At 63.2% G+C, this 23643-nt stretch carries 23 protein-coding genes; 8 read left to right on the top strand and 15 right to left on the bottom strand.

Translation table 11 applies throughout. The features are described from left to right. Window positions 1–57: 57 nt before the first annotated feature. Window positions 58–1062, bottom strand: coding sequence for a BMP family ABC transporter substrate-binding protein (locus tag EJ079_RS00795; protein ID WP_127267638.1), 1005 nt, complete (start codon window positions 1060–1062; stop codon window positions 58–60). A gap of 255 nt (window positions 1063–1317) precedes the next feature. On the opposite strand from EJ079_RS00795, the gene EJ079_RS00790 reads away from it, so the two are divergent. Next, the gene (locus EJ079_RS00790) at window positions 1318–1902 is read left to right on the top strand and encodes an amino acid synthesis family protein (protein ID WP_023809103.1); all 585 of its coding nucleotides are present in this window, start codon (window positions 1318–1320) and stop codon (window positions 1900–1902) included. Further along, window positions 1899–2483 carry an amino acid synthesis family protein gene (locus EJ079_RS00785; RefSeq protein WP_127329177.1) on the top strand — a complete coding sequence of 195 codons (585 nt, stop codon included), beginning with the start codon at window positions 1899–1901 and terminating at the stop codon, window positions 2481–2483. The genes EJ079_RS00790 and EJ079_RS00785 overlap by 4 nt, the downstream gene beginning before the upstream one ends. 3 nt (window positions 2484–2486) lie before the next feature. Here EJ079_RS00785 and EJ079_RS00780 read toward each other — a convergent pair whose 3' ends face one another. From EJ079_RS00780 to EJ079_RS00770, 3 genes are read right to left on the bottom strand one after another with little or no spacing between them, the layout of a single operon-like run. Beyond that, window positions 2487–3680 carry an amidohydrolase family protein gene (locus tag EJ079_RS00780; RefSeq protein WP_127399212.1) on the bottom strand — a complete coding sequence of 398 codons (1194 nt, stop codon included), beginning with the start codon at window positions 3678–3680 and terminating at the stop codon, window positions 2487–2489. A 44-nt stretch (window positions 3681–3724) separates the two neighbouring features. Then, a complete protein-coding gene (locus EJ079_RS00775) occupies window positions 3725–4267 on the bottom strand; it encodes a MarR family winged helix-turn-helix transcriptional regulator (protein WP_127807798.1) in 543 nt (180 codons plus the stop codon). Between the two features lie 48 nt (window positions 4268–4315). Then, a complete protein-coding gene (locus EJ079_RS00770) occupies window positions 4316–4960 on the bottom strand; it encodes an isochorismatase family cysteine hydrolase (RefSeq protein WP_127399136.1) in 645 nt (214 codons plus the stop codon). A 232-nt stretch (window positions 4961–5192) separates the two neighbouring features. Here EJ079_RS00770 and EJ079_RS00765 point away from each other — a divergent pair, with 232 nt between their 5' ends. Both EJ079_RS00765 and EJ079_RS00760 read left to right on the top strand, forming a co-directional pair. After that, complete coding sequence (locus EJ079_RS00765; protein WP_127807797.1) at window positions 5193–6047, top strand: NAD(P)-dependent oxidoreductase; 855 nt, start codon at window positions 5193–5195, stop codon at window positions 6045–6047. Further along, the gene (locus EJ079_RS00760; RefSeq protein ID WP_127397087.1) at window positions 6044–6850 is read left to right on the top strand and encodes an SDR family NAD(P)-dependent oxidoreductase; all 807 of its coding nucleotides are present in this window, start codon (window positions 6044–6046) and stop codon (window positions 6848–6850) included. The genes EJ079_RS00765 and EJ079_RS00760 overlap by 4 nt, the downstream gene beginning before the upstream one ends. Here EJ079_RS00760 and EJ079_RS00755 read toward each other — a convergent pair. The 6 genes from EJ079_RS00755 to EJ079_RS00730 form a co-directional block, all read right to left on the bottom strand. Continuing rightward, window positions 6847–7917: a Gfo/Idh/MocA family oxidoreductase gene (locus EJ079_RS00755; RefSeq protein ID WP_127807796.1), complete on the bottom strand. Its 1071-nt coding sequence runs from the start codon at window positions 7915–7917 to the stop codon at window positions 6847–6849. The two genes, EJ079_RS00760 and EJ079_RS00755, sit on opposite strands and share 4 nt — an antisense overlap. Window position 7918: 1 nt before the next feature. Then, window positions 7919–8818, bottom strand: coding sequence for a carbohydrate ABC transporter permease (locus EJ079_RS00750; protein ID WP_127397089.1), 900 nt, complete (start codon window positions 8816–8818; stop codon window positions 7919–7921). Beyond that, window positions 8818–9753 (bottom strand): sugar ABC transporter permease, encoded by a 936-nt coding sequence (locus EJ079_RS00745; RefSeq protein ID WP_127807795.1) that lies wholly within the window; start codon window positions 9751–9753, stop codon window positions 8818–8820. Before EJ079_RS00745 ends, EJ079_RS00750 begins: the two co-directional genes overlap by 1 nt. Continuing rightward, a complete protein-coding gene (locus EJ079_RS00740) occupies window positions 9750–10688 on the bottom strand; it encodes a sugar phosphate isomerase/epimerase (RefSeq protein WP_127807794.1) in 939 nt (312 codons plus the stop codon). The genes EJ079_RS00745 and EJ079_RS00740 overlap by 4 nt, the downstream gene beginning before the upstream one ends. A gap of 110 nt (window positions 10689–10798) precedes the next feature. Further along, the gene (locus tag EJ079_RS00735; RefSeq protein WP_127807793.1) at window positions 10799–12151 is read right to left on the bottom strand and encodes an extracellular solute-binding protein; all 1353 of its coding nucleotides are present in this window, start codon (window positions 12149–12151) and stop codon (window positions 10799–10801) included. A gap of 256 nt (window positions 12152–12407) precedes the next feature. Then, window positions 12408–13193, bottom strand: coding sequence for an SDR family oxidoreductase (locus EJ079_RS00730; protein ID WP_127807792.1), 786 nt, complete (start codon window positions 13191–13193; stop codon window positions 12408–12410). Window positions 13194–13291: 98 nt separating this feature from the next. Between EJ079_RS00730 and uxuA the strand changes: the two genes are divergently transcribed. The 4 genes from uxuA (at window position 13292) to EJ079_RS00710 (ending at window position 18522) form a co-directional block, all read left to right on the top strand. Further along, window positions 13292–14476 (top strand): mannonate dehydratase, encoded by a 1185-nt coding sequence (gene uxuA, locus EJ079_RS00725; protein ID WP_127807791.1) that lies wholly within the window; start codon window positions 13292–13294, stop codon window positions 14474–14476. Window positions 14477–14792: 316 nt separating this feature from the next. Continuing rightward, window positions 14793–15812 carry an isopenicillin N synthase family oxygenase gene (locus EJ079_RS00720; RefSeq protein ID WP_127807790.1) on the top strand — a complete coding sequence of 340 codons (1020 nt, stop codon included), beginning with the start codon at window positions 14793–14795 and terminating at the stop codon, window positions 15810–15812. Window positions 15813–16154: 342 nt separating this feature from the next. Further along, window positions 16155–17477 carry an LLM class flavin-dependent oxidoreductase gene (locus EJ079_RS00715; RefSeq protein ID WP_127807789.1) on the top strand — a complete coding sequence of 441 codons (1323 nt, stop codon included), beginning with the start codon at window positions 16155–16157 and terminating at the stop codon, window positions 17475–17477. 25 nt (window positions 17478–17502) lie between these two features. Next, on the top strand, window positions 17503–18522 hold the full coding sequence (locus EJ079_RS00710; RefSeq protein WP_127807788.1) for an NADP-dependent oxidoreductase: 1020 nt from the start codon (window positions 17503–17505) through the stop codon (window positions 18520–18522). A gap of 70 nt (window positions 18523–18592) precedes the next feature. On the opposite strand, the gene EJ079_RS00705 is transcribed toward EJ079_RS00710, so the two are convergent. From EJ079_RS00705 to EJ079_RS00685, 5 genes are read right to left on the bottom strand one after another with little or no spacing between them, the layout of a single operon-like run. After that, window positions 18593–19909 carry an aspartate aminotransferase family protein gene (locus EJ079_RS00705; protein ID WP_127807787.1) on the bottom strand — a complete coding sequence of 439 codons (1317 nt, stop codon included), beginning with the start codon at window positions 19907–19909 and terminating at the stop codon, window positions 18593–18595. Then, window positions 19906–20673 carry an N-formylglutamate amidohydrolase gene (locus tag EJ079_RS00700; RefSeq protein WP_127807786.1) on the bottom strand — a complete coding sequence of 256 codons (768 nt, stop codon included), beginning with the start codon at window positions 20671–20673 and terminating at the stop codon, window positions 19906–19908. The genes EJ079_RS00705 and EJ079_RS00700 overlap by 4 nt, the downstream gene beginning before the upstream one ends. Then, window positions 20673–21995 carry a glutamine synthetase gene (locus EJ079_RS00695; protein WP_127807785.1) on the bottom strand — a complete coding sequence of 441 codons (1323 nt, stop codon included), beginning with the start codon at window positions 21993–21995 and terminating at the stop codon, window positions 20673–20675. The genes EJ079_RS00700 and EJ079_RS00695 overlap by 1 nt, the downstream gene beginning before the upstream one ends. Continuing rightward, a complete protein-coding gene (locus tag EJ079_RS00690; RefSeq protein ID WP_127398956.1) occupies window positions 21992–22639 on the bottom strand; it encodes an isochorismatase family cysteine hydrolase in 648 nt (215 codons plus the stop codon). The genes EJ079_RS00695 and EJ079_RS00690 overlap by 4 nt, the downstream gene beginning before the upstream one ends. Further along, window positions 22636–23574 (bottom strand): MurR/RpiR family transcriptional regulator, encoded by a 939-nt coding sequence (locus tag EJ079_RS00685; RefSeq protein WP_127807784.1) that lies wholly within the window; start codon window positions 23572–23574, stop codon window positions 22636–22638. The genes EJ079_RS00690 and EJ079_RS00685 overlap by 4 nt, the downstream gene beginning before the upstream one ends. Window positions 23575–23643 lie beyond the last annotated feature (69 nt).

Genomic DNA, 23643 nt, shown 5'->3' with positions numbered 1-23643 from the left:
GGCAAGCCGCGGCGGATCAGTGTAGCGCTTTCTTGGGAGGGAGGCGCTGTTGTTGGCTTACTTTGCCTTGGCGATCACGATCTTGCCGTCGACGATGCCCTTTTTGATCTCGTCCAGCTTGGCGGTCACGTCAGCGGGGATCTTTGGGGCAATATCATCGCAGACCTTGACCTCGACACCGCCCGAGGCGAGGTCGAAAGTGCGGGTGCCGGCGGTGATCTTGCGGCCCTCGACCTCGTCCTTGATCAGCGTGTAGACGGCGATGTCGCCGCGCTTCAGCATGCTGGCGAGGACATTTCCGGGAGCCGAGCCGCACATGTCGATATCGACGCCGATCGAATATTTGTCGACTGCGGCACTTGCCTGCATCACGCCTTCACCCGTCGGGCCGGCGACGTTGTAGACAATGTCCGAGCCCTGGCCGTAAAGCGCCTGGGCAAGTTCGCTTCCCTTGGCCGGGTCGTCGAAGGTTCCGGCGAAGACGGAGTTTACCTTGACGTCGGGCGCGGCATATTTGGCGCCTTGCTCGTAGCCGCCCAGGAAGTTGCGGATCACCGGAATATCGCGGCCGCCGACAAAGCCGATCGCCTTGCCGTCGCCGATCTTGTCGAAGGCGGTGCCCTTGGCTTCGATCATGCCGGCAAGTGCACCGGCCACGAAGGATCCCTGCTCCTCGGCGAAATTGGCGTAGATCATCTTGGGGTTGTCGAGGACGCCATCGATGAACACGAAGCGCTGGTCGGGATATTCGGCGCTGACCTTTTGCAGCGAGTCCACCAGCTCCCAGCCCATCACGAAGATGAGGTCGTACTGCTTGCCCTTGGCAAGATTCTCGAACTGCTGCTGGTAGTCGAGCGCGCGATTGCCGGTGTCGACAAGCTTGAGGTCGATGCCGAAATCGGTCTTGGCCTTGTTGAGGCCGTTGACGATCGAAACGCCAAAACCCTGTGCAAAATATCCCGAGATGGCGGCCACGGAAACCTTGGCCTGTGCGGCGGCCGGTCCGAACGAAATGGCAAGCATCGTGCCGGCCAGAAATAAACTCTTGAGCGCCCTTTTCATGTCATTCCCCTTCAGCTTTTTTCAGCTTTTGAAGCCACGCTTTGACCATCCCCCACATGTCGCCGTAATAACGGCGAGTTCGTTGATGGTCATATGAGTTTAGGAGCGGCTTAACAGGCTGTCAATCGTCATCCGATGCAGTTTTCTTGGCCCTTCGCCCACGTGCTCGACGTCTGCGCTTGACAAATGTCGACGGGCATAATTGTTGATACTCTAATGAGTTTTCATGAACGACGGGATGAAGGAAGCGAAACAATGCCTGCTGTGGTGGTCAGGAAATTTCTGGTTCAGGTCGAAGAGATATTCCATGAGGGCGGACCCCACGCGGCACGCCCGCTCAAGCGAGGCGCGGTCGTCGCGGTCATCGCCAACCCTTTTGCCGGACGCTATGTCGAGGAGATCACCGGCTTCATGGAAGACCTGAAGCCGCTCGGTCTCGATATGGCCCGGCGCCTGATCGACGCCATTGGTGAAGGCGGCCAGGCCATCGAAGGCTATGGCAAGGGTGCCATAGTCGGCGCCGCCGGCGAGCTTGAACATGGCGCGCTCTGGCACAATCCGGGCGGCTATGCGATGCGCGAACTGCTCGGCAATGCCAAGGCGATCGTGCCTTCGACCAAGAAGGTCGGCGGCCCCGGAACGCGCATCGACATCCCGATCACGCACATAAACGCCTCCTATGTGCGCAGCCATTTCGATGCGATCGAGATAGGCATTGCCGATGCGCCGCGCGGCGACGAAATGGCGGTCATCCTGGCGATGACCACCGGCGCACGCGTCCATGCACGGGTCGGCGGCCTTGCTGCCGCCGACATCAAGGGCGAGGACGGATTGCGATGAGCCCGGAAATTCGCCGCATCATCACCATCGTCGAGGAAACCCGGATCGAAGGCGGACGGCCCGTCGATCCGCCGACGCGGCGTGCCGCAGCCATTGCGGTGATCCGCAACCCCTATGCGGGTACCTATGTCGAGGACCTGTCGGCACTGAGCGCCATAGGCGAAGCCTTGGGCGATATCTTGCCCAGGCGCGCGGTCGCTGCTCTGGGCATTGCCGGCGACCGGGTCGAGAGCTTCGGCAAGGCCGCCGCCGTCGGCGCCGATGGCGAGCTCGAACATGCCGCCGCCATCCTTCATCCAAAGCTCGGCGCCCCGTTCCGCGATGTGCTTGGCAAGGGCGCCGCGCTCATTCCTTCATCGAAGAAGCGCGGCGGCCTCGGCGTGTCGCTCGATATTCCGCTCGGTCACAAGGATGCGGCGCGGGTGCGCAGCCATTTCGACGGCATGGAGGTTCGTGTTCCCGACGCACCGCGTGCCGACGAGATCGTCGTCGCTATCGCCGTCACCGATTCCGGCAGGCCGCACCCGCGCGTCGGCGGGCTGACCAAGGACAAGATTGTCGGGATTGACGGCGTCGGCTGACCGTCAGGCCGCCAGGATTTCCGGCACCCGGAGCGCCGGAGGCGTATTTCTGCTCCGGCCGGTCCGCACCACGCCGTCGATGACGACCATTCCAATGCCTGGAAGATTGCCGAGCGCCACGCTGTCGAGCAGCCCGTCGCCGGCGCCGCCGATCGCCTGGTCCATGAAGATCAGGTCGGCGGCGCGACCGACCTCGATCAAACCGCGATCGTCCAGTCTGCGCACGCGCGCCGTGTTGCCGCTGGCAAGACAGAACGCCACTTCCGGCGCGATGCCGCCCAGCGAAGCCAGCATGGTGAGCGTCCGCAGGATGCCGAGCGGCTGCACGCCGGATCCGGCCGGGCTGTCGGTGCCGAGGATGACGCGCGAAAGTTCGCCGCGCTGCCGTGCCAGGTCGAGCACGAACAGTCCGGTGCGCAAATTGCCGTTATGGACGATTTCAAGCGCCCTCGAGCCCTTCTCGCAGATCTGCCGTATTTCCGCGTCGGGCAGGGCGGTTGGCCCGCCATTGACGTGGGCGACAATGTCGGCGTCGACCTCCAGCACGACATCCGCGCCGATGCGGCCGGAGCCGGGCAGCGACGGGCCGCCCGTGTGGGTCATCGAGGTCATGCCGTATTTGCGCGCCCAGGCGATCATCTGCCGGCCGGTCGGCCCATCCTTGACGCCGCCAAGCCCGACCTCGCCGACAAGCGTCACGCCGGCCTCGGCGAGACTGCGGAAGTCTTCCTCGGTAAGGCCGGGTTCCAGGATCGGTGCCCCGGCCAGGATCTTCATGCCGTTCGGACGGAAGTTGGAGAAGGTGCGTTGGGCAGCGATCGCCAGCGCCTTCAGCCCGACCAGGTCGCGCGGTCGGCCCGGCGTGTGGACTTCCCCCGCCGAGATCATGGTGGTGACGCCGCCATGCACGGTCGAATCCATCCAGCCGATCTGGTTCTGCCGAGGCGTCCAGTCGCCGGCCACCGGATGGGCGTGGTTGTCGATAAGACCCGGCGCGACCGCGCAGCCCATCGCATCGATGACCGTCGCCGCGCTGCCGCCATCAATGTCGCCTGCCTTGCCAATGCCGGTGATACGTCCATCGGTCACGACGATGGTGTCGGCGTCGATGATCGGTTGTGCTAGATCGCCACTCAGCATGAGACCGATATTGCGGACGACGAGCGTGTTGGCAGACGACTGGAGGTCGGACGACATCGGTTCTCACTTTTGCTGTTATGGAAAAAAGGACTGGACGCAGCTTATTTGCCGCCGTCGCCATTCGATGGGTCGTCGTCGTTGATGCGCTGGAGCAGGCGAAGCAGCGTCGCCTGCTCGGCCGGTGAGAGCGGCGACAGGAACCGCCGCCCGACCTCGACGCTGCGTTCGAGCCGCTCCAGCGTATAGTCGGTCCCTTTGCTGGTCAGCGCGATCATCGTCAGGCGTTGGTCGGTTTCGGAGGCGCTGCGCGTGATCAGCCCGTGTTTGAGCAGTTTGCGCATGACGATGCTGATGGTCGATGGGTCCATCGCCGTCAGCCGGCCGAGATGGTTCTGCGAAACTTCGCCATGCTTGAGGATCGTGGCGAGCGCCGCGAATTGCGTTGGCGAAAGGTCTTCGCCGGCCATGACCTGCTGGAAGCGCAACGTCGCGCGCTGATGCGCCCGGCGGATGACGTGCGCCGGGTGGCGGTCCAGTTCATAGCCGGTCCCGGCGTACTGCTGCAGCACCTGCTCGCGGCTCAGGGGTGCATCGCCTCCCGGCGTTTCGCCTTTTTTGGATTGCGGTTTCTTTTCAGTCGTCACACCGGACTCCTATCGCCGCTGTCTTGGATGTCGCCGGCCGGAAAAAGCTCAAGCCGCAACCCTCGCTGGTTGAAGCGATGTCCCGTCGCGGAGGGCTGCGACGACATCAGCCGAATCGCTGATCACGCCGAAATGGGTCGCTATGTCATACAGCGAGCTTTCCTGCTCGCGTGGTCCCGTTGCCGCGCAGCAATCGCTTGGCACTACCACCTCATAGCCCTCGAAAAAGGCATCGTGGACGGTCGAGCGCACACAGATATTGGTGACCACGCCGAAGATGATCAACTGATCGATCTGCATGTCTTTCAGCGTCAGGTCGAGGTCGGTTTGGAAGAAGGCCGAGTAGCGCCGCTTGATCACATGGATCTCATCATCGCGGGCGCCGAGATCCTCGATGATCTCCGGCCCCCAGCTTCCGTCCAGGCAATGCGGCGTGCGCTTCAGCCATTCGCGCTCGCGTCGCATGCCCGGCCGGTGGCTGTCATGGACCCAGATCACCGGCACGCCGGCGGCGCGCGCGGCCTCGATCACGGCCAGTTGCGGCCCGACCAGCGTCTCGTACCCAGGCAGGACCATGGCCCCGCCGGGCTTGCAGAATTCATTGATCATATCGATGACGACAACGGCTGCACGGCGTGAATCGAGACGCACCGCGTCATCGTGCCGATGTGAGGAAAAACTGTCCACGGACATGGCGAGCTCCTTTGACCGATCGTTGATGCTCATACAAAAAACCCTAGTGGATGCCAAGTCAATCCCGTTCGACGCAAAGCGTGCTGGTCGGCCTTGCGCACCGCGCTCCGACAAGCGTATGCGCTATTTGTCCATCGCGAAATGGCCTTGACAACGCTTGTCAGGCATGTGCTCGATTTGTATGACCATCAATGATATTCAAGCCGCTTAATTGCGGAGCCGAGGTCGAGATATGAAAACCATCGTCACCGGAGCCAGTGGCCTGCTTGGCCGCCATGTGGCCGAGGCTCTGGTTGCGGCCGGCCACGATGTGCTTGGTGTCGATGCCGTAGTGCCGGGTGAGGTCGCATGGCGCCACGCAACCGCCGATTTGACCGATCTGGGGTCGACGCTGCAGCTGGTGCGCGATTGCGATGCGGTTGTGCATGTCGCGGCCATTCCGCGGCCGACCGGCCGGGCCGGCGGCGAGGTGTTCAAGACCAACATCGCGACCGCCTACAATGTGGTCGAGGCAGCTGCCATGGCCGGCGCCAGGCGCTTCGTCTATGCCTCGTCCTTCAGCGTTTTCGGCTATCCCTTTTTCGAGAAACCTGTTCGACCGCCCTATCTGCCGGTCGACCTGAACCATCCGGTCGGCGCGCAGGACCCGTACGGCCTGTCGAAATGGCTGGGCGAGGAAATCGTCGACGCGGCGGTGCGCCGCGGCGCCTTTTCGGCGGTCAGTATCCGCATGCCGTGGATCCAGACGCCGGGTTCTTTTTTCGAGGGCGTCGCGCCGCGCCGCGCCACTGCCGACAGTGCCCGTGACCTGTGGGCCTATCTTGATGGGCGCGACGCCGGTCAGGGCTTCCTGCGGGCGCTTGAATGGCAAGGCGACGGCCATCTGCGCGTCCTCCTCAGCGCCGCCGACACATTCATGGAAGAGGAAACCGAAGCGCTTTTGCGCCGGGTCTACCCTGATGTCCCCCTGTCACGGCCGATCGCCGGTTTCGGCGCCGTGCTCGACACGATCCATGCGCGCGAAACGATCGGCTTCGAGCCAAGCCATTCGTGGCGTTCCTATCCGAAGCCGGAGGCCGGACAATGAAACGGTTCGACAAACAGAATGTTCTCGTCACCGGCGGCGCGGGCGCGATCGGCAGCGCAGCGGTGCGGCGTTTCCTTGACGAAGGCGCACGGGTCGCCATTGTCGACCGCAATGGCGCGGCGGCGCAGCAACTGGCTCGCTCACTGGGTGAAAACGCCATTGCCATCGAAGCCGACGTCACCGACGAAGCGGATGTGCGGCGCGCCGTCGAGGCGATCGTTGAGACGTTCGGCGGCCTCGACGTGGTGTTCAACAATGCCGGCATTTCCGGCGTCGTCGCTCCCGTTCACGACCTGCCGGTCGAGGACTGGGATACGACCATCCGCATCAATCTGCGCGGCATCTTCCTCGTGCTGCAGGCTTCGCTTCGGGCGATGATCAAGGCCGGGACCGGTGGCTCGATCGTCAACATGGGCTCGTCCATGGCCGGTTGGGACGTCCTTTCGGGGGGAGCTGGCTATGTCGCTTCCAAACACGGCGTGGTCGGCCTGACGCGGGTCGCGGCGCTCGATGCCGCGCCCTATGGCATACGCGTCAATGCCATCTGCCCCGGCGTGATCGAGACGACGCTTGGCGTGCCGGCTTCCGGCGACGGCGAATTCAAGAGCAGCGTCCAGCATTTCGCCGACCGCATTCCGTTGCGCCGCATCGGCCAGCCGGACGATGTCGCGGCCGCCCTGGCTTTCCTGGCCTCCGACGAGGCGAAGCACGTCACAGGCGTGGATTGGCTGATCGACGGCGGCCAGACCTTGCAGAGCTGGGCCAACGCGCCGGCCGGCGGCGCGTTTCCGAAATTTCGCTAAAGTCTTTTCGGCGGCATTGCCTGGATGATCCGGACGGCAAGATCGAGATCGGCGAGCCCGCCCGAAAGCGGCGTGCGCGGCTTAACACCGGCAAGGATGCAATCGGCGAAATGCAGCCACTCGCGGCGGAACGACGTATCAGGAACGCCAGGCAGAACGCGTTCGGATGCAGCCTCGCCTGTCGTTTCACGTAGCCGGACAGTCGCCGAGGCATTGCGGAAATAGGGGTTCTGGAATTCGATCCGCACCTCGTCGCGCTCGCCATGCACATGGATCCACTCGTCCCACCATTCATACTGGGCAAGTGCCATGTCGAAGAGGCAAGGGACGCCGCCATAGTCGAGCACGGCCAGCAACTGGTTCGGGCCGGTCTGTTGCGCATGGACGACGCGGTCGGGCGTGCCGAAAGCACCGCGCATGACGGCAAGGTCGTGGCTGGCGAGGCTGAGCAGTACAAGATAGAGATCGCGATAGCCGGCATGGTCCACACCGAGCGCCGCCTCGATGCGCCGAGCGACCGTTTCGCGCCCCGCCGCCAACACATCGGCCGGCACGTCGGTGACCCTGGTCTGGGTGTAGAGTTGGCCATAACGGTCGAAGCGGCCCGCGAAATCGTGGACATGGATCGACTTCGGCCGGCCGATAGCGGCGATGCGCTCCAGCCCGGTCTCATAGCCGGGATCATAGAATTTCATGTAGCCGACAAGGGCGACGAGGCCGCTCCGCTCGGCCTGCTCGACAAGCGGGCGCGCCTCCTGCGGCGTGAAGGCAAGCGGCTTCTCGACGATCAGGTGTTTGCCGGCTCGGATTGCATCGGCGACCATCTCGCCATGATCGTAGGTGCAGATCACGACCGCATCGACATTCGGGTCGGCAAGCAGCGCGCGATGGTCGGTATATCTGGCAGTGACGCCATAATGTTCCGCGACCTTGTCGACCGTGCCGGGAGAGATGTCGCACAAGGCGGCGATGCGAAACGCCGGTAATTCCATGAGATAGGGCAAGTGCATCAGCTGGGCGATCTCGCCGCAGCCGATGACGCCGACGCCAATAACGCGATCCTGCATGTCAACCCTTCACGGCGCCGGCTGTCAGGCCGGCGATGAACTGCCGTTGCATGGCGACAAAGACGACGATCACCGGCAGTGTCGTGATCGTCAACGCGGCGAAATAGAGCGTCCAGAGCGAGTCGTATTGCTGGAAGAAGCTGACCAGTCCTAGCGGGATGGTCTGCACCAAAGGGTCGCGCAACAGCAGGAAGGCCAGGAAGAAATCGTTCCAGATCTCGATGAAGCCGAAGATGAGGATCAGCGCCACGCCCGGCCGCACCAGGGGCAGCATGATGTGGATCAGGATCTCGAGCCGGCTGGCGCCATCGATGCGCGCGGCATCTTCGAGGTCGGCCGGCAATGTGATGAAGAAGCTGCGCAGGATGAAGACCGAAAGCGGCAGCGACGTCGCGGCATAGATGAAGGCAATGCCGAGCCGGCTGTTTATCAGGCCGAGATCGCGCGCCACCAGGAACAGCGGAATGGCCATCACCTGCGGCGGCACCAGCATGGCCGCAACCGCGACTGCGATCACAAGACCGCGTCCGGGGAAACGAAGACGCGCCACCGCATAGGCGCACGGCGTCGCGACGGCCACCAGGATGATCAATGCCGAGCCGGTGACGAAGATGCTGTTGACGATGCGCGATCCCATGCCGGCGATCCGCCAGGCATCGGCATAGTTCTGCAGCACCAGGCTCGATGGCGGACCCCAGACATTGCTGAGCATTTCCTGCTTGGTTTTGAGCGAACCGAACAGCACCCAAAGCAGCGGATAAAGGGTCTCGAAGAGCACGAGAATGAGCGCGGCATAGATGCCGCCAATTTCGAGGATGCCGCGCATGCCGAGGCGCTGCATGAGCCCGCGACGGCGAGAGCCGGCGGCGCCATCGTTCAGCGAAAGGTTGGCGGCTCTCATCAGACGTCGAGCCTTTGCCGCTGCATCAGGGCCAGCAGGCCGACACTGGCCAGCCCGACGATCATGAACAGCACATAGCCGATCGCCGCGGCGTAGCTCATGGCGCCGTCCTGGAAGGCCTTGCTCATCATGTAGGTGAGCACCACTTCGGTGGCGTGGTTCGGGCCGCCCTTGGTCAGGACATAGACGATGTCGAAATTGCGCACGAAGGCGCCGGAGAGGCCGAGGATGGTGTTGATGAAGATGATCGGCATCATCATCGGAACGGTGACGTGCCGGAAGCGCTGCAAGGGGCCGGCGCCGTCCATCTTCGCCGATTCATAAAGCTCCGAGGGAATCGTCTGCAGCCCGGCCAGATAGATGACGGCATGGAAGCCAAGCCATTTCCAGACATCGACGACGATGATCGAGTAGAGCGCGATGTCGGCGTCGCCAAGCCATGATCGTTTCAGCCCGGCGAGGCCAATGAGATCGAGCCCGCTGTTGAGCAGGCCGAAGACCGGATTGTAGATCCAGGACCAGAGCAGGCCGACGGCGACGAAGGACATCGTCACCGGGACGAAGGCGGCGGCGCGGAAGAAGGTGCGGCCAAGCAGCGCCCGGTTCAGAAGCAGCGCCAGCCCGAGGCCGAGCACGTTCTTCAGGACGACGACGGCAAAGACGAAAATCAAATTGTTGCGCAGCGCACCGAGGAAGATCCGATCGTGCACGAGCCGCTTGTAGTTGGAAATACCTGCCCAGGTCGGGTCGGAAAACCCGTCCCAATTGTGCAGGCTGAGCCAGAAGCCGTTGACGAACGGCCAGAGGTAGAAAAGACCGAAGAGGATCGCGGCGGGCAGGATCATGACGAATGCGACCGCCCCGTCCCCGGCATTGAAGCGCCAGGTGCCGGATCGGCTCGAAACAGGAGCCGCCTCTTGCGGTCGCGTGCTCATGTGGCCTTCGCGCCTTGCGGGGTCAGCACCAGCCCGAGCGTGTCCCTGACATAGGCGATGCTCTCGAGCGTGCTTTGCTCTGCCGTTTTCTTGGACGCATCCAGCTCGATGATGGCGAGGCCATCGTAGTTTGCATCCAGCAGGACGTCGACGATGCCAGCGAGATCGACGACCCCGGCGCCGAGCTCGCAAAAGGCGCCATAGCGGTCATAGCCCTTCAGCGCCGGATCGACCCTGGTGTCCTTGAAATGCATGTAGCGCACGGCTGAAATGTAGGTCTTGACCGCGTCGACCGGATCGGAATTGGTGTGGGCAAGATGCGCCGGATCGATGCACAGGCCGGCCAGACCGGTATCCAGTTCATCCATCATGCGATCGAGCTGGTCGCGACGCTCGATGAAGGTGTCGAGATGCGGGTGATAGACCGTCTCGATGCCAAGGTCCTTCGTCCGCTTGCCGATATCCTCGAGCGCCCGGCAAAAGGCCCGGTAGTCGTCGGCCGTGTGCGCCCCGGCAGCGGCTTCCGATGGACCGCCGCCGAGAACCAGCACCGGTGAGCCGAACCCCTTCAGCAGCCTGGCCAGCGCGACGAGAACGTCCCGTTCATAGGTCCAGGCGACAGGGTTGGTGAAAATCGCATTGACGTAGAAGGAGGAGAGCTTGATGCCATACTCGCTCTGGCCTTCCGACAGCAGCGCATAGCGCCGCAAGATGTCGGTGTCGGTGGTCACTCCCATCGGCGCCTGGTTGCCGAGCTGCATGTACTTGCGAGCGTACTGGTCCGACAGGCTGGTGAAGGCGAGGATTTCGAACCAGCCGAAGCCCTGGTCGGCGAGAAACTTGATGGCCGGCCTGAGCGGAAGGCCGGTCAGGTCCCAGCTGTTCAGATGATAGCCGATCGAGAAGCGCTGCCGTTCGGCGCGATGTGTCATCATGTGTTTTCTCCGATGGGCGAGGCTGCCCGAAGCAGGCAGCCTCTGTTTTTCTTGCCTGGCACATCAGCCCGGCTGGATGGGCGCTCGCTTGCAGGCGCTACTTCAGGGCCTCATTTGGGCGGCCAGTTGCCCTGGGCCTTGAGGTCATCGAAGATGGTCTGGATCGATGCGGCGGCGTCTTCGGGCGTCGTGGTGCCGCCGACGATGCCGGCGATTGCCGAAGACGTGGCGCTCGCGACCTCGGATGGCCAGATCCAGTCGAGGAACTTGATCGTGTTCGGGAAGGCTTGCTTGCGCAATTCGACGGCATAGGCATCGTCCACCTGCGGCACGCCCTTGATCGAGGCCGCGATCGGCTGTTCCGGCGCGAGGTAGAGCGTCGCGACTTCAGGCCGTGTCAGATATTCGATGAATTTGACCGCGGCATCGAGCTTCTCGGGCGGGATCGAGGAGGCGACGCACATGCCGTTGTCGGCGCCGCCGCCATGGCCAGGCGCGCCCGGCGTTCCGTCCATTTTCGGAAAGGCGAAGACGCCCCATTTGAAGTCCTTGACGCTCGACTGGAGCGACGGGATTTCCCAGGTGCCGCCATAATACATGGCGCTCTTGCCGGCGGCGAACGCCGCACGCATGCCGTCCTGGTCGACGGAAAGCGAATCCTTGGAAAGGATGCCGTCATCGACCCACTGCTTGATCAGCTTGAATCCCTCGACATCGGGCGCGTCGGTGAATTTCGCCGTGCCTTCGAGGTTCTTCTGCGTCTTGCCGACCGGGTCGCCCGATGCCTGCGAAAAGGTCTCGAAGTACCACATCGGCCACATCACGGTGTTCGAGCCCTGATGCAGCAGAGGGATCACGCCCGCGGCCTTGAACTTCGGCACGGCTGCCTTCAGATCGTCATAGGTTGGCGGGACAGGAATGGCGAGCTTCTGAAAGAGATCGACATTGTAGAAGATCGTCGATGTCGACAGCGTCGAGATCGGCACCCCGTAGACTTGGCCGTTGACCGTGAAGGCGCCAAGTGCAGCGGCGTCGATCCTGTCCTGGAACGGCTTGATCTTGTCGGTAATCGGCATCACCAGTTTGCGCCTGACATAGGCGCCATTGGTGTAGAAGGCCGGGCAGGCGATCAGATCCATTTCCTGGTTTGCAAGCTTGGCTGTCATCACGCGTTGAATGGAATCGGTTTGCGGCCCCTGGGCATCCCACTCGACGGCGGCGACGTCGGGGTTGGCCTTGAGGAAACCGTCGATGACCTGCTGCTGGATTTTCTTCTGCTCGTCCGGCGGTTGACGCGGCGCGAGTTCGTCGAGCGCCGAGCCGCCGAAAATCTTGAGCGTGATCCCTTCGGCGTGGCCGATGCCGGGCAGTGTAATCAGGCCGAGGCCTAGCAGTGCGGTGGCAAGGATGGGAGCGGCGGGACATTGTTTCGGACGGTGGGTCACTCTCTGCTGAAGGGGCATCTGGCTCTCCTTTACGCCAATGCCGAGGGGCAACCTCGGGACCAATATCGTTGATGGTCATATGATCTTGGTCGCCTGTTGATGTTTTTGTCAATCGGCAAGAATGCCTATTAATTCATCGATCGAACGCCCCTTTCATGTCGGCGTGGCCCGTGCGGTGTTCAATTTGCTTGGGCATTGATCTGCAAGAAGATCGGCAAACCAATGGTCGGATGCTGGCTGCTCCCGGTAACGGACAAGCCCCAATCTTCGCGATCTACTTCACGCCGATGCCGGCGGTCAGGCCGCCATCGATCTTGTAGTCCGCGCCAGTGCAGAAGCCGGCCTTCGACGAACACAGGAAAGCGATGAGTTCGGCCACTTCCTCCGGCTCGCCGATGCGCCCGATGGGGTGCGCTTCGCCGAAGCGCTTGTAGGCGGCCTCGACATCGGCATCCGTGCCGTTCTCGCCGCGGGCGGCCTTCTCCAGGATCGGGGTGCGGATCGAGCCGGGGCTGACGGAATTGACGCGGATGCCGGAGCGCGCATGGTCGAGGGCCAGGGCACGCGTCAGCGTGTGGATGGCGCCCTTGGTGGTGGCATAGGCGGCGACGTTTTGCTGGCAGGCAAAGCCCTGCACCGAAGCGACGTTGACGATGGCGCCGCCGCCCCTGCGGACCATTTCCGGAATGCCGAAATGCGCGGTCAGATAGATGGACCCGACATTGACCGACATCGCCCTGTTCCAGGTCTCGAAATCGGTGCTGGTCGCGGTTCCGTACGGATGCACCGCCGCCGAATTGACGATGATATCGAGGCCGCCGAACCGCTCCACGCCGGCCGCGACCGCGTCGCGAACCTGATCGGGCACGGAGACGTCGGCGTCTATGACCAGCGCCCCGGCTCCGGAGCTTTCCAGTTCCGCTTTCAGCGCAGCGTTGGCCGCGCGGTCGATGCCGCAGGCGACGATCGCAGCACCCCCTGCAGCGAGGCGTCTGGCGGTTGCGAGGCCAATCCCGGTCGTCCCCGTCACCAAAGCCACCTTGCCGTCGAAATCCTTCATTGGGAAAACTCCTTCATTCGCTGTCCGAAACCGTTCCTAGTTTGACACCCATTGTGGTCCAACAATAGGTTGCCGTTCTCTCGCAGAAGGAAGCGGCAATGGAACAGTGCTGGCGCTGGTATGGACCGAACGATCCGGTAACGCTCGATCATGTCAGGCAGGCCGGTGCGACCGGCGTGGTGAGCGCCTTGCACGATATCTATGACGGGCGCGCCTGGCCGCTCGAGAGCATTCTGGAGCGCAAGCGTGTCATCGAGGCCGCCGGCCTGACATGGTCGGTGGTCGAGAGCATTCCGGTCCACAATTCATTCAAGATCGGCGCGCCGGAACGCGAGCGCTATGCCGGCTATTATCGTGACTCAATTCGCGCGCTCGCCAAGGCCGGCATTGCGACGGTCTGCTACAATTTCATGCCGGTGGTCGACTGGACGCGCACGGATCTCGCCTATCGGCTGCCAACGACAGGTTATGCGTTGCGTTTCGACGCGATCGATTTCGCGGCCTACGATTTGTTTGTGCTGAAGCGCGTCAATGCCGAGGCCGGCTATACCCCCGCCCGCATTGCCGAGGCGGAAGCGCGGCTGAAGGAATTGAGCAGCGAAGCGATCGACAGGATCGAGCGCAACCTGATCGCCGGCCTGCCTGCGACCGAGCGCAGCTATGACAGGGACAGTTTTCGCGAGGCCCTGGCGGACTATGATGCGATCGGACCGAAGGAGCTGCGCGACAACCTTGCCTGGTTCCTGCGCGAGATCATTCCGGTGGCCGAAGAGGAGGGGGTGCGCATGTGCATCCATCCCGACGACCCGCCCTTCTCGCTCTATGGCCTGCCGCGCATCGTTTCGACCGCCGAGGATGCGCGTTTCATCCTCAACGCCGTCGACAGCCCCGCCAACGGCCTGACGTTCTGCACCGGCTCCTATGGCACGCGCGCCGACAACGACATCGTCGCCATGATCAAGGAGTTCGCCGACCGCATCCATTTCGCCCATCTGCGCAACATCACCATCGAGGATGACGGCTCGTTCCACGAGGCCGAGCATCTCGAGGGCGGCACCGACATGGCGCATGTTATCCTGGCTCTGATGCAGGAAGAGGCGCGCCGCCGTCGGGAAGGCCGCGCCGACTGGCGCATTCCTATGCGGCCCGACCATGGCCATCTGCTCGCCGACGATATCGGCAAGACCAGGCTCAATCCTGGCTATTCGCTGATCGGCCGGCTGAAAGGCCTCGCCGAGCTGCGTGGCATCATGCGCGCCATCGAGCGGTTCGAGCTGGCTTGAATGCGCTCCGGCCGGTCGGCTGGCGGATTTACAGGCGATCACGCGCGGTTGCGCTTCCGCTGTGACTTATACGATGTCGCACTGGAAAGTGCGGCCTACGAGAGGCATGGCGGGTAAAGCACGTGTCGGGAAATTATTTGCCGGCAGTTCACAATATGCAGCGCTGACGTTCTTCCATTCGGGCCAGATTGGACTTCTTGTTGCTTTGATCGGCACGCCTTGCGTGTCACTTTGAGATGCATTCATTCTCGAAGCTCTTGCCGGTGGTCGCTTCTACTTCTCCTAAGCCAAGGCAGAGAAAAGAAGGAACCTGACCATGCCCAGAATTGTGCCGGTGCTCGATCTGAGCCGTCTCGAACAAGGTGCGTCCGAATATCGTACCTTTCTCCTGGACCTGCGCACGGCGGCGCGGGACGTCGGCTTCTTCTACCTCAGCGGCCACGGAATTTCGACCTCGGAGATCAACGACGTGCTCGATGCCTCACGCCGGTTCTTCGCGCTGCCTCAGTCCGACAAGCTGGCGATCGAAATGGTCAAATCCCAGCAGTTCCGCGGCTACACCCGCGCTGGTGGCGAACTGACAAAGGGCGCGGCCGACTGGCGTGAGCAACTCGACATTGGTGTCGAGCGCCAGCCCATAGCGCAAGGGCCTGGAATTGCACCGTGGACACGGCTGCAAGGGCCGAACCAGTGGCCGTCTGCACTGCCTGAACTCAAGCCGGCGTTGCTTGCATGGCAGACCAAGGCGACAGCGGTGGCGATCCGGCTGCTGAAGGCCTTCGCGCTGTCGCTCGATCAACCCGAGGATGCCTTCGACGCGATCTACCGCGACTCGCCCAACCATCGCATGAAGATCGTGCGTTATCCCGGCCGTGACGCGACCGAAGGCGACCAGGGCGTCGGCGCGCACAAGGATGGCGGTTTCCTGACCCTGCTGCTGCAGGACGACAACAAGGGGCTGCAGGTCGAATATGACGGAAGCTGGGTGAATGTGGATCCGCTGCCTGGAACGCTGGTCGTCAACATCGGCGAACTGCTCGAACTGGCATCGAATGGATATCTGCGCGCCACCGTGCACCGCGTCGTGACGCCGCCTGCCGGCGTTGAGCGGATTTCCGTTCCCTTCTTCTTCAGCGCCCGGCTCGATGCGACCATTCCGCTTCTCGGCCTTTCCGAGGAACTGGCGGCGCAGGCACGGGGACCGGCAAGCGATCCCGACAACCCATTGTTCCGCGATGTCGGCACCAATGTGCTCAAAAGCCGGCTGCGTTCCCATCCCGACGTGGCACGCCGCCACTACGCCGATCTTCTCGAGACCGGAGCCGCGGGCTCGTAAGGATTCTACAATATGGCGCACGAATTTTTGCCGTTTTGGGTGTTTTTTGGAATGCCATTCGTCGCCAAGGCTTCGAAATAAGCCCAAACAGGTAAAATCGTTCGGTGGTTTCCTCCCATTCCGCCGAGCGGTGTTCCCCTCTGAAGGTTTTAACCTTCTTTTGGCCGGGCCGTATTCGAGCCCGGCCATTTTTTATCTCGGGTCTCGGGCACAAAACTGAAATGCTGCAAAAGCCCGGCATTGCGGAACAGAATACCTTCCCGAGTTGGGCGGACCGTCCGATCCTGAGGTAAGGATTCGAGCACTGCTGCTCGACTGTATCGATCGCTCGGAACGACTTTCATGACACGGAAACAATTGCGCCTCGGCGCCTTCATGCGCCCCGTCAGCCTGCACACCGGCGCCTGGCGTTACCCGGGCGCTTATCTCGATGCCAATTTCAATTTCGCGCATCTGAAGCGCTTCGCTCAGACCCTGGAGGCGGCGAAGTTCGACGCCTTCTTCATGGCCGACCATCTGGCCGTCCTCAACATGCCGATCGAGGCGCTGCGGCGCAGTCACACGGTCACCTCGTTCGAGCCGTTCACGCTTTTGTCGGCGCTCGCCGCCGTCACCGACCACATCGGTCTGGTCGCCACCGCATCGACCACCTTCGATGCGCCCTATCATATCGCCCGCCGCTTCGCCTCGCTCGATCATATCAGCGGCGGGCGCGCCGGCTGGAACATCGTCACCACGTCCAATCCGGATGCCGCGCTCAACTTCGGCCTCGACGAGCATGTCGAACATGACGAGCGCTACCGGCGGGCGCGGGAATTCTACGATGTCGTCACCGGCTTGTGGGACAGCTTTGCCGACGATGCCTTCATCCGCGATGCCGAAAGCGGGCTCTATTTCGATCCGGCCAGGCTGCATGTGCTCGATCACAAGGGCGAGCATCTCTCGGTGCGCGGTCCTCTCAACATCGCGCGCCCGGTGCAGGGTTGGCCGGTCATCGTCCAGGCCGGCGCCTCGGAGGCAGGCCGCCAGCTGGCGGCCGAAACAGCTGAGGTCATTTTTGCCGCCCATGCCGATCTCGCCTCGGGGCAGCGCTTCTTCCCCGACGTCAAAGGCCGTGCGGAGAGACTTGGCCGGTCACGCGACGACATCAAGATCCTGCCGGGCGCCTTTGTCGTTGTCGGCGACAGCGTCGAGGACGCGCAGGCCAGGCGGGCGAAGCTCGACAGCCTCGTCTATTACGAGAGCGGCATTGCCTCGCTGTCGATCACGATCGGGCATGACGCATCCGGTTTTGACCTGGATGCGCCCTTGCCGGAAATCCCCGAGACCAATGCGAGCAAGAGCAGCCGCGAGCGCGTCATCGAATTGGCGCGCCAAGAAAACCTGACGGTTAGGCAGCTCGCGCAAAGGCTGGGCGGCTATTCCGGCCTTGCCTTTGTCGGCACACCTGAAACAATCGCCGACGAGATGGAGGAATGGCTGGTCGGCGAGGGTTCCGACGGGTTCAACATCATGTTTCCCTATCTGCCCGCCGGGCTCGATGATTTTGCCGAGAAAGTCGTGCCCGAACTGCAGCGGCGAGGGATCTTCCGGCGACAGTATGAGGGATCGACGCTGCGCGAGAATCTCGGCCTGAAGCGGCCGCCCAACCGGTTTTTCGATTAGAGCGTTCGTCGCAGAGAGGTCTCCAATGTCGACCCAGACCAACACCCGCATCGTGCTCGCGGCGCGACCGCAAGGCCGGCCGAAGCCAAGCGATTTCCGCATCGAAACAGTGGACCTTGTCCAGCCGGGAGAGGGCGAACTGCTGTTGCAGATCCTTTATCTGTCGCTCGATCCCTATATGCGCGGTCGTATGAACGCCACCAAATCCTATGCCAAGCCGGTCGATGTCGACGGCGTGATGGAAGGCGGCACCGTCGCGCGTGTGATGATCTCTCGCCATCCGGAATTTGCTGAAGGCGACATCGTCCTGTCCCACTCCGGATGGCAGAGTTTCGCCCTGTCCGACGGTGCCGGGCTGCGCAAGCTCGATCCCGCGGCTGCACCCATAACAACCGCGCTCGGCGTGCTCGGCATGCCGGGCTTCACGGCCTATGCCGGTCTGCTCACCATCGGGCAGCCGAAGCCTGGCGAGACGGTCGTCGTCGCGGCCGCCAGCGGCGCGGTCGGGTCGGCCGTTGGCCAGATCGCGCGCATCAAGGGTGCGCGTGCCGTCGGCATTGCCGGCGGTGCCGAAAAGTGCGCCTTCGTGCGAGAAGAGCTCGGTTTTGACGCGGTCGTCGATCACCGGGCCGACGATTTTGCAGAGCAGTTGAAGGCAGCTTGCCCCGGCGGCATCGACATCTATTTCGAAAATGTCGGCGGTCCTGTCTGGGACGCGGTGTTTCCGCTGCTGAACGAATTTGCGCGTGTGCCGGTCTGCGGGCTGATCGCGCAGTACAACGTCATCGCGGATGCCGGCACCGACCGGTTGCCGACATTGATGCAGCAAGTGCTGCACCGCAGCCTGACGATCAGGGGTTTTATCCAGCGCGAATTTGTCGACCAGCGCCCGGCCTTCTATCGTGAGATGGCCGAATGGATAGCGTCCGGCCGCGTCCGCTACAGGGAAGATATCGTGGATGGCATCGAAAATGCGCCTCAGGCCTTTCTCGGCCTTCTCGAAGGCAGGAATTTCGGCAAGCTGATCGTGCGTATCGCGGAATAATTGTTGCACAACGATGAGCCGGGGCTGCCGAGACAATCGCTGTCGCAGCCCGGCGCGGCGCCTTTTTTGTTCACCACATCATGAAGGAGGCGACGTCCGCATCCGAGACCTTGCCGGCATTCACGTCAGCGATTGCCTGGTCGACGATCGCGACGCCCTCGGTCATCTCGTCTTCCGTCAGCGTCAGCGATGGCATGAACTCCAGCACATTGGCCTTCAACCCGACATAGGTGAAGGCTGCACCCAACTCATAGCCGCGATAGATGATCTTGGCCGTGGTCGCCGCCGCAACCGGCTCACGTGTCGTGCGGTCCTTGACCAGGTCGACGCCGATGGCAAGGCCGCGCCCGCGCACGTCGCCGATGATCTCGTGTCTGGCGGCAAGGGCTCGCAGCGCGTCGGAAAACAGCATGCCGATTCGCGCCGAGCGCTCGACCAGGCCGTCCGTCTCGATCGTCTTCAGCACCGCGTTGCCGGCCGATGTCGCCACCGGATTGCCCGCGGTTGTCTGCAGCGCGAAGGCCGGCGCATGGTCCATGATCTCCTTAGGGCCGATCACGGCCGACAACGGCAAGCCACCGCCGATGCCTTTGCCAAAGACGACGAGGTCGGGCGTCAGTCCTTCATGCTGGAAGCAGTGCATCATGCCGCTGCGGGCGAGCCCGACCTTGACCTCGTCAACGACAATCTTGATGCCGTGCTTGCGGCAACGCTGCTGCAATGCCTTGAGAAAGCCGGGCGGCGGCACGATCAGCCCGCCATCCGACATCAACGGCTCGATGAACACCGCCGCGACCTGATGGGGCGGGCAGGTGGTCTCGAACTGGTAGTCGAGCAGGGCCAGCACGTCCTCGCTGCTGAAATTCGGTCGGAACGGATCGGGATAGGGCAGCAGAAGCACGCCCGGCCGGGGCAGCGTGTGGGTCATGGCGGTATGGCCGCTGATGCCCATCGAGCCGGAGAGATTGCCGTGATAGGAACCGATGAACGAGATGAAGCGCGAGCGGCCAGTGGCTGCCTGCAGCACGCGCACCGCGCAGTCGTTGGCATCCGACCCGGAATGGCCGAACCAGACGCGCCGTTCGCCTTCTCCGGGCGTAATCGCCAGCAGCCGCTCCGCCAGCGATACAGCCGGCTCGTTCGGGTAGAGCAGCAGGCTGGCGCCCGCCATGTCGCGGATCGACGTCTCGACCGCTTCGACGATTGCCGGATGGCCGTAGCCGAGCACCGCCGGACCGGCCGATCCCGACAGGTCGAGCAAGGAGCGGCCGCCTTCCTCGATCAGCCGGTTGCCCCGGCCGCCGATGACGCTGAGCGGGGAGAAACGCAGCTTGCCGATCTGGGCGATGGTCGCGGCATCACGTTCGCGCAGGCTGAGATTGCTCACGACACGGGTTCCGTTTCGAGCGCCGGCAGTGCCGCCGCCAGCCGGTCCGCCCATTCTTCGATGCCGGACCGCGTCGACAGCAAATCCTGCCGGATCTCGACGAGGACGGCGGGGATGCCGCGATCGTCGCCATGAATGGGCACGGCGTAATCGGCGTCGCGGCTGATCACATAGGGCACGTTGGCCGCGACATTGAGCCCGGCGTCGGTGCGCAGGCCCGAAAGGATCGTTTCGGCGAGATCTCTCGCTTGGTCGTGCAACACGCCGGCATGCCAGGGTCTGCTGACACCGAGGAAGACCGGCGTGAAGGAATGGATCGTCACGATCCGCGTCTGCCGGCCTGCTTGCGCCCGGTGGTCAAGATACGCGGTCACCCGGTCATGAAACGGCGAAAAGATGATCTCGGCGCGTCGGGTCCGCTCCGTCGCATCGATGCCGACATTGCCGGGAATGTCGGTATCTTCCGACAGCACCGGAATGCTGCCTGACGTGCCCAGTGGCCGGTTGAGGTCGATCAGCAGCCGCGAGTAACCGCTGAGGAAGGCCGGTGCATCGAGCTTCGACGACAGCAGGCGGGTCACTTCGGCGGCGCCGATATCCCAGGCGATGTGGCGCTGCAGATGGCTGGCATCGAGGCCGAGCTGTCGATACTCGGCCGGCATGTGGTTGGACGCATGCTCGCACAACAGCACGATATCGGAGCGGCCGTGCTCGTTGAGGACCTCGACGGCCTCGGGCCAATCTTTTCCGGCCTGCGCGGTCATCAATAGAGCGTCCGGTAGAGATCGCAGATGGAGGCCGGATCGAGACCGGCAAGACGCTCGGCTTCATGTCGCTTGAGGCCGACGAAGGTTTCGATGAAGACAGGCGCGAACCATCCCGTCACGATGCCGTCGGCCAGCAACGCGTCCAGTGCCGCCGGCAGGGTTTCGGGCAGGCGCACCAGACCGAGACTCGCCCGCTCAGCCTCGCTCATCAGTGTCGGGTCGCCGGTGACCAAAGGCGGCGACGGCAGGCCCGCCTTCAGCCCTTCCAGCCCGGCGCGGATGATCGCCGCCAGCGACAGATAGGGATTGCCGGTGGCGTCAGCGGCCCGGTATTCGATGTTGTATTGCCGCGCCGGATCGCGTCCGCCGATCGTCACAGTCGGGCAGATGCGCAGCGACGCCTCGCGGTCGCGGTCGGCAAGCCAGGTATAGGACGAACTCCAGCTGTGCGGCTTCAGCCGGTAGAAGGACGACACGCTCGACGCCGTCATCGCGGTCATTCCAGGCAGATGGCGCAGCACGCCGGCACAGAAGGCGCCGGCTTTGGCGGAAAGACCTCCGGGCTGCGTTGGATCGTATGTCACCGGCTTGCCGGCCTCGTCGACGAAGCTGAAATGGATGTGGACGCCGTTGCCGACGGCAGTTGGCGCGGTTTTGGGCGCGAAGCTCGCACGCCAGCCGGCATTGCGCGCCAATTCGCGCGTGATTTCGCGGATGGCGACGGCGCGGTCCGCCGCCCTCAGCGCGTCCGCCGGCTCGTGTGTCACCTCGAACTGCTCGTCGCCGAATTCGGCGATGATCACTTCGGGTGCAACGCCGGCCTCCTCCAGCGCCGCCATCAGGTTGGGCGCGAAGGGGTCCGTGCGGCGCAATGCGGCGAAAGACATCGAATGCGCCGGCGCGAAGCCGCCGTCGGCGACATTGAATTCATGCTCGAAGGCGGCGATGACCGACAGGCCGGTTGCGGCTTTCAAATCGGCCAACGCCTCTTTCAGCATCGTGCGGGTGCAGCCGAGCCATGGGCTGCCATCGAGCTCGACGATGTCGCCGGCGACCATGTCGAACGGCGTCGCCGATCCGGTACGTGTCGTGCGAAAGCGCGCCTTGAGATCGGGGATCAGCCGCAGGTCGCCCGACGAGCCCCAGGGGTTGGGATCGACGATCGAGTTGAACGGCGTCAGCGACAGATTGGCCTGCAGCCAACCGACGCCGGTCGTGGCGGTCTTCTGCAACTTGCTTTCGGCAACGAAGCGGCCCCGCGTGACGGCGGAGAGATCCGTGGTGACGACGGCAACCAGAGGCTCGACAGTCGATGTCATGCCGGTTTTCCCAAAGCGTTGAAGCGGCCGACGACCGTGTCGGTATCGGCCACCCAGCAGTAGCCGCCGAAGGCCTTGAGCGCGATGTCGTGGCGTTCCTGCGTAATGGTGGCGCAGGCATCCGATACGCAGGTGACAAGATAGCCGCGGTCGGCGCCGTCGCGCACCGTCATGTCGACGCATTGATCGGTCAGCACGCCGACCACGACGAGATAGCGGATGCCGAGGTTCTTGAGGAGATAGTCGACATTGGTCGAGTTGAAGATGCCCGACGACGTCTTCGGCAGCATGATCTCGTCGCCGACCGGCGCCAGCGCCGGCACCGGCAGACCCTCCGGGAGGCTGGGTGCGACATGGATCGGCGTCAGCTTGTGGTCGAGCGAGCGGTCACGGCCGTCTTCGGTCAGGCTCTGGATGATGGTGTGCAGCACCTCGACGCCATTGGCCCGCGCAGCGGCCAGCAGGCGCTCCTGGTTGGGGATCGTCTGTGACGTTGTCTGCCGGTAGAAATAGTGATCGGGCCCACGCTCCGGATGCGACGGATCTGCGCCCGGCTCCAGCCAGATGCGCTGCATGTCGACGAGCAGCAGGGCCGTTTCGCCGGCACGGAAGGCGTCGTCTCGTTTGGGTAGGGCCTGGGTCATGCTTTGTCGTCCTGCTTTGCTGATTTGGGTCCCGGCGTCTTGCGGGGTCCGGGTATCTTGCGCGCGCCGTTCTCTTGCGGGTCGCTGTCGAGTGTCACGGCATTGGCATGTCGCACCCTTTCGAGCCGCTCGATGCGGGCGCGCGCGTCGTCGCCCAGCGTCGAAACGATATGGGCGACCAGCGCCTCCATCTGGGCGATCGCCGGCGCCAGCGTGTCGTAGGGCGAGGCGACTTCGAGCGGGCTGACGATGGTGACTTCGGCGAGATCTGATATCGGCGACAGCCATTGGTCGGTGAACAGCACGATGCGCACATCGAGCGCTGCCGCTTGGCTCGCATAGGCCATCACATCGAGCTGATAGCGGCGATAGTCGAACACGACGAGCACGTCGCGGCGGTCGAGGTCGGCGAGCGTGTCGAAGGTCTGCGGAGAAAGCACGCCGAGATCGCGAACCCCGGAGCGAAACTGTACGAGATAGCCGGCCAGCATGCCGGCGATGTGACGGCTGAAACGGCCGCCTACCATGACAATCTCGCCCTTGACCTCCATCAGCAGGCGGGCCGCCCGCTCGTATGTCTGGACAGGTGTCGCGGCGGTGGCTTTCTGCAAGGCCGTGGTGACGCTGTCGAGATAGGCCAGCACGGCGCTGTCGTTGGAGCCGCTCTGCCGCTTGGCCTCCATCATCAGCAGCGGCGAGTGCAGTCTTGCCTCGACTTCGGCCAGAAGCTTCGCCTGGAAATCCGGAAACCCTTCATAGCCGAGCTTGACGACCAGTCTCACCACGGTCGGATCGCTGACGCCAGCGCGCCGGGCGAGCGATGAGGCGGTGCCGAGGCCGGAGGTCGGATAGTCCGTCAACAGCAGTCGGACGATCTTCTCTTCCGACGGCGTCAGCGCAAGATCCCCGCGCATCAGAACATCGCGTATCGCCATGGGCCTCCCCGAAATCCGTGTTCTCTTGTTTTGTCGAGTTTATTACAGAGATTTAAATCTTGGTCAACA

The sequence above is a fragment of the Mesorhizobium sp. M7A.F.Ce.TU.012.03.2.1 genome (assembly GCF_004006095.1).
Taxonomy (GTDB): domain Bacteria; phylum Pseudomonadota; class Alphaproteobacteria; order Rhizobiales; family Rhizobiaceae; genus Mesorhizobium.
The sequence above is the reverse complement of the archived record's forward strand: the minus strand, read 5'-3'. Positions and strand labels throughout refer to the sequence as shown.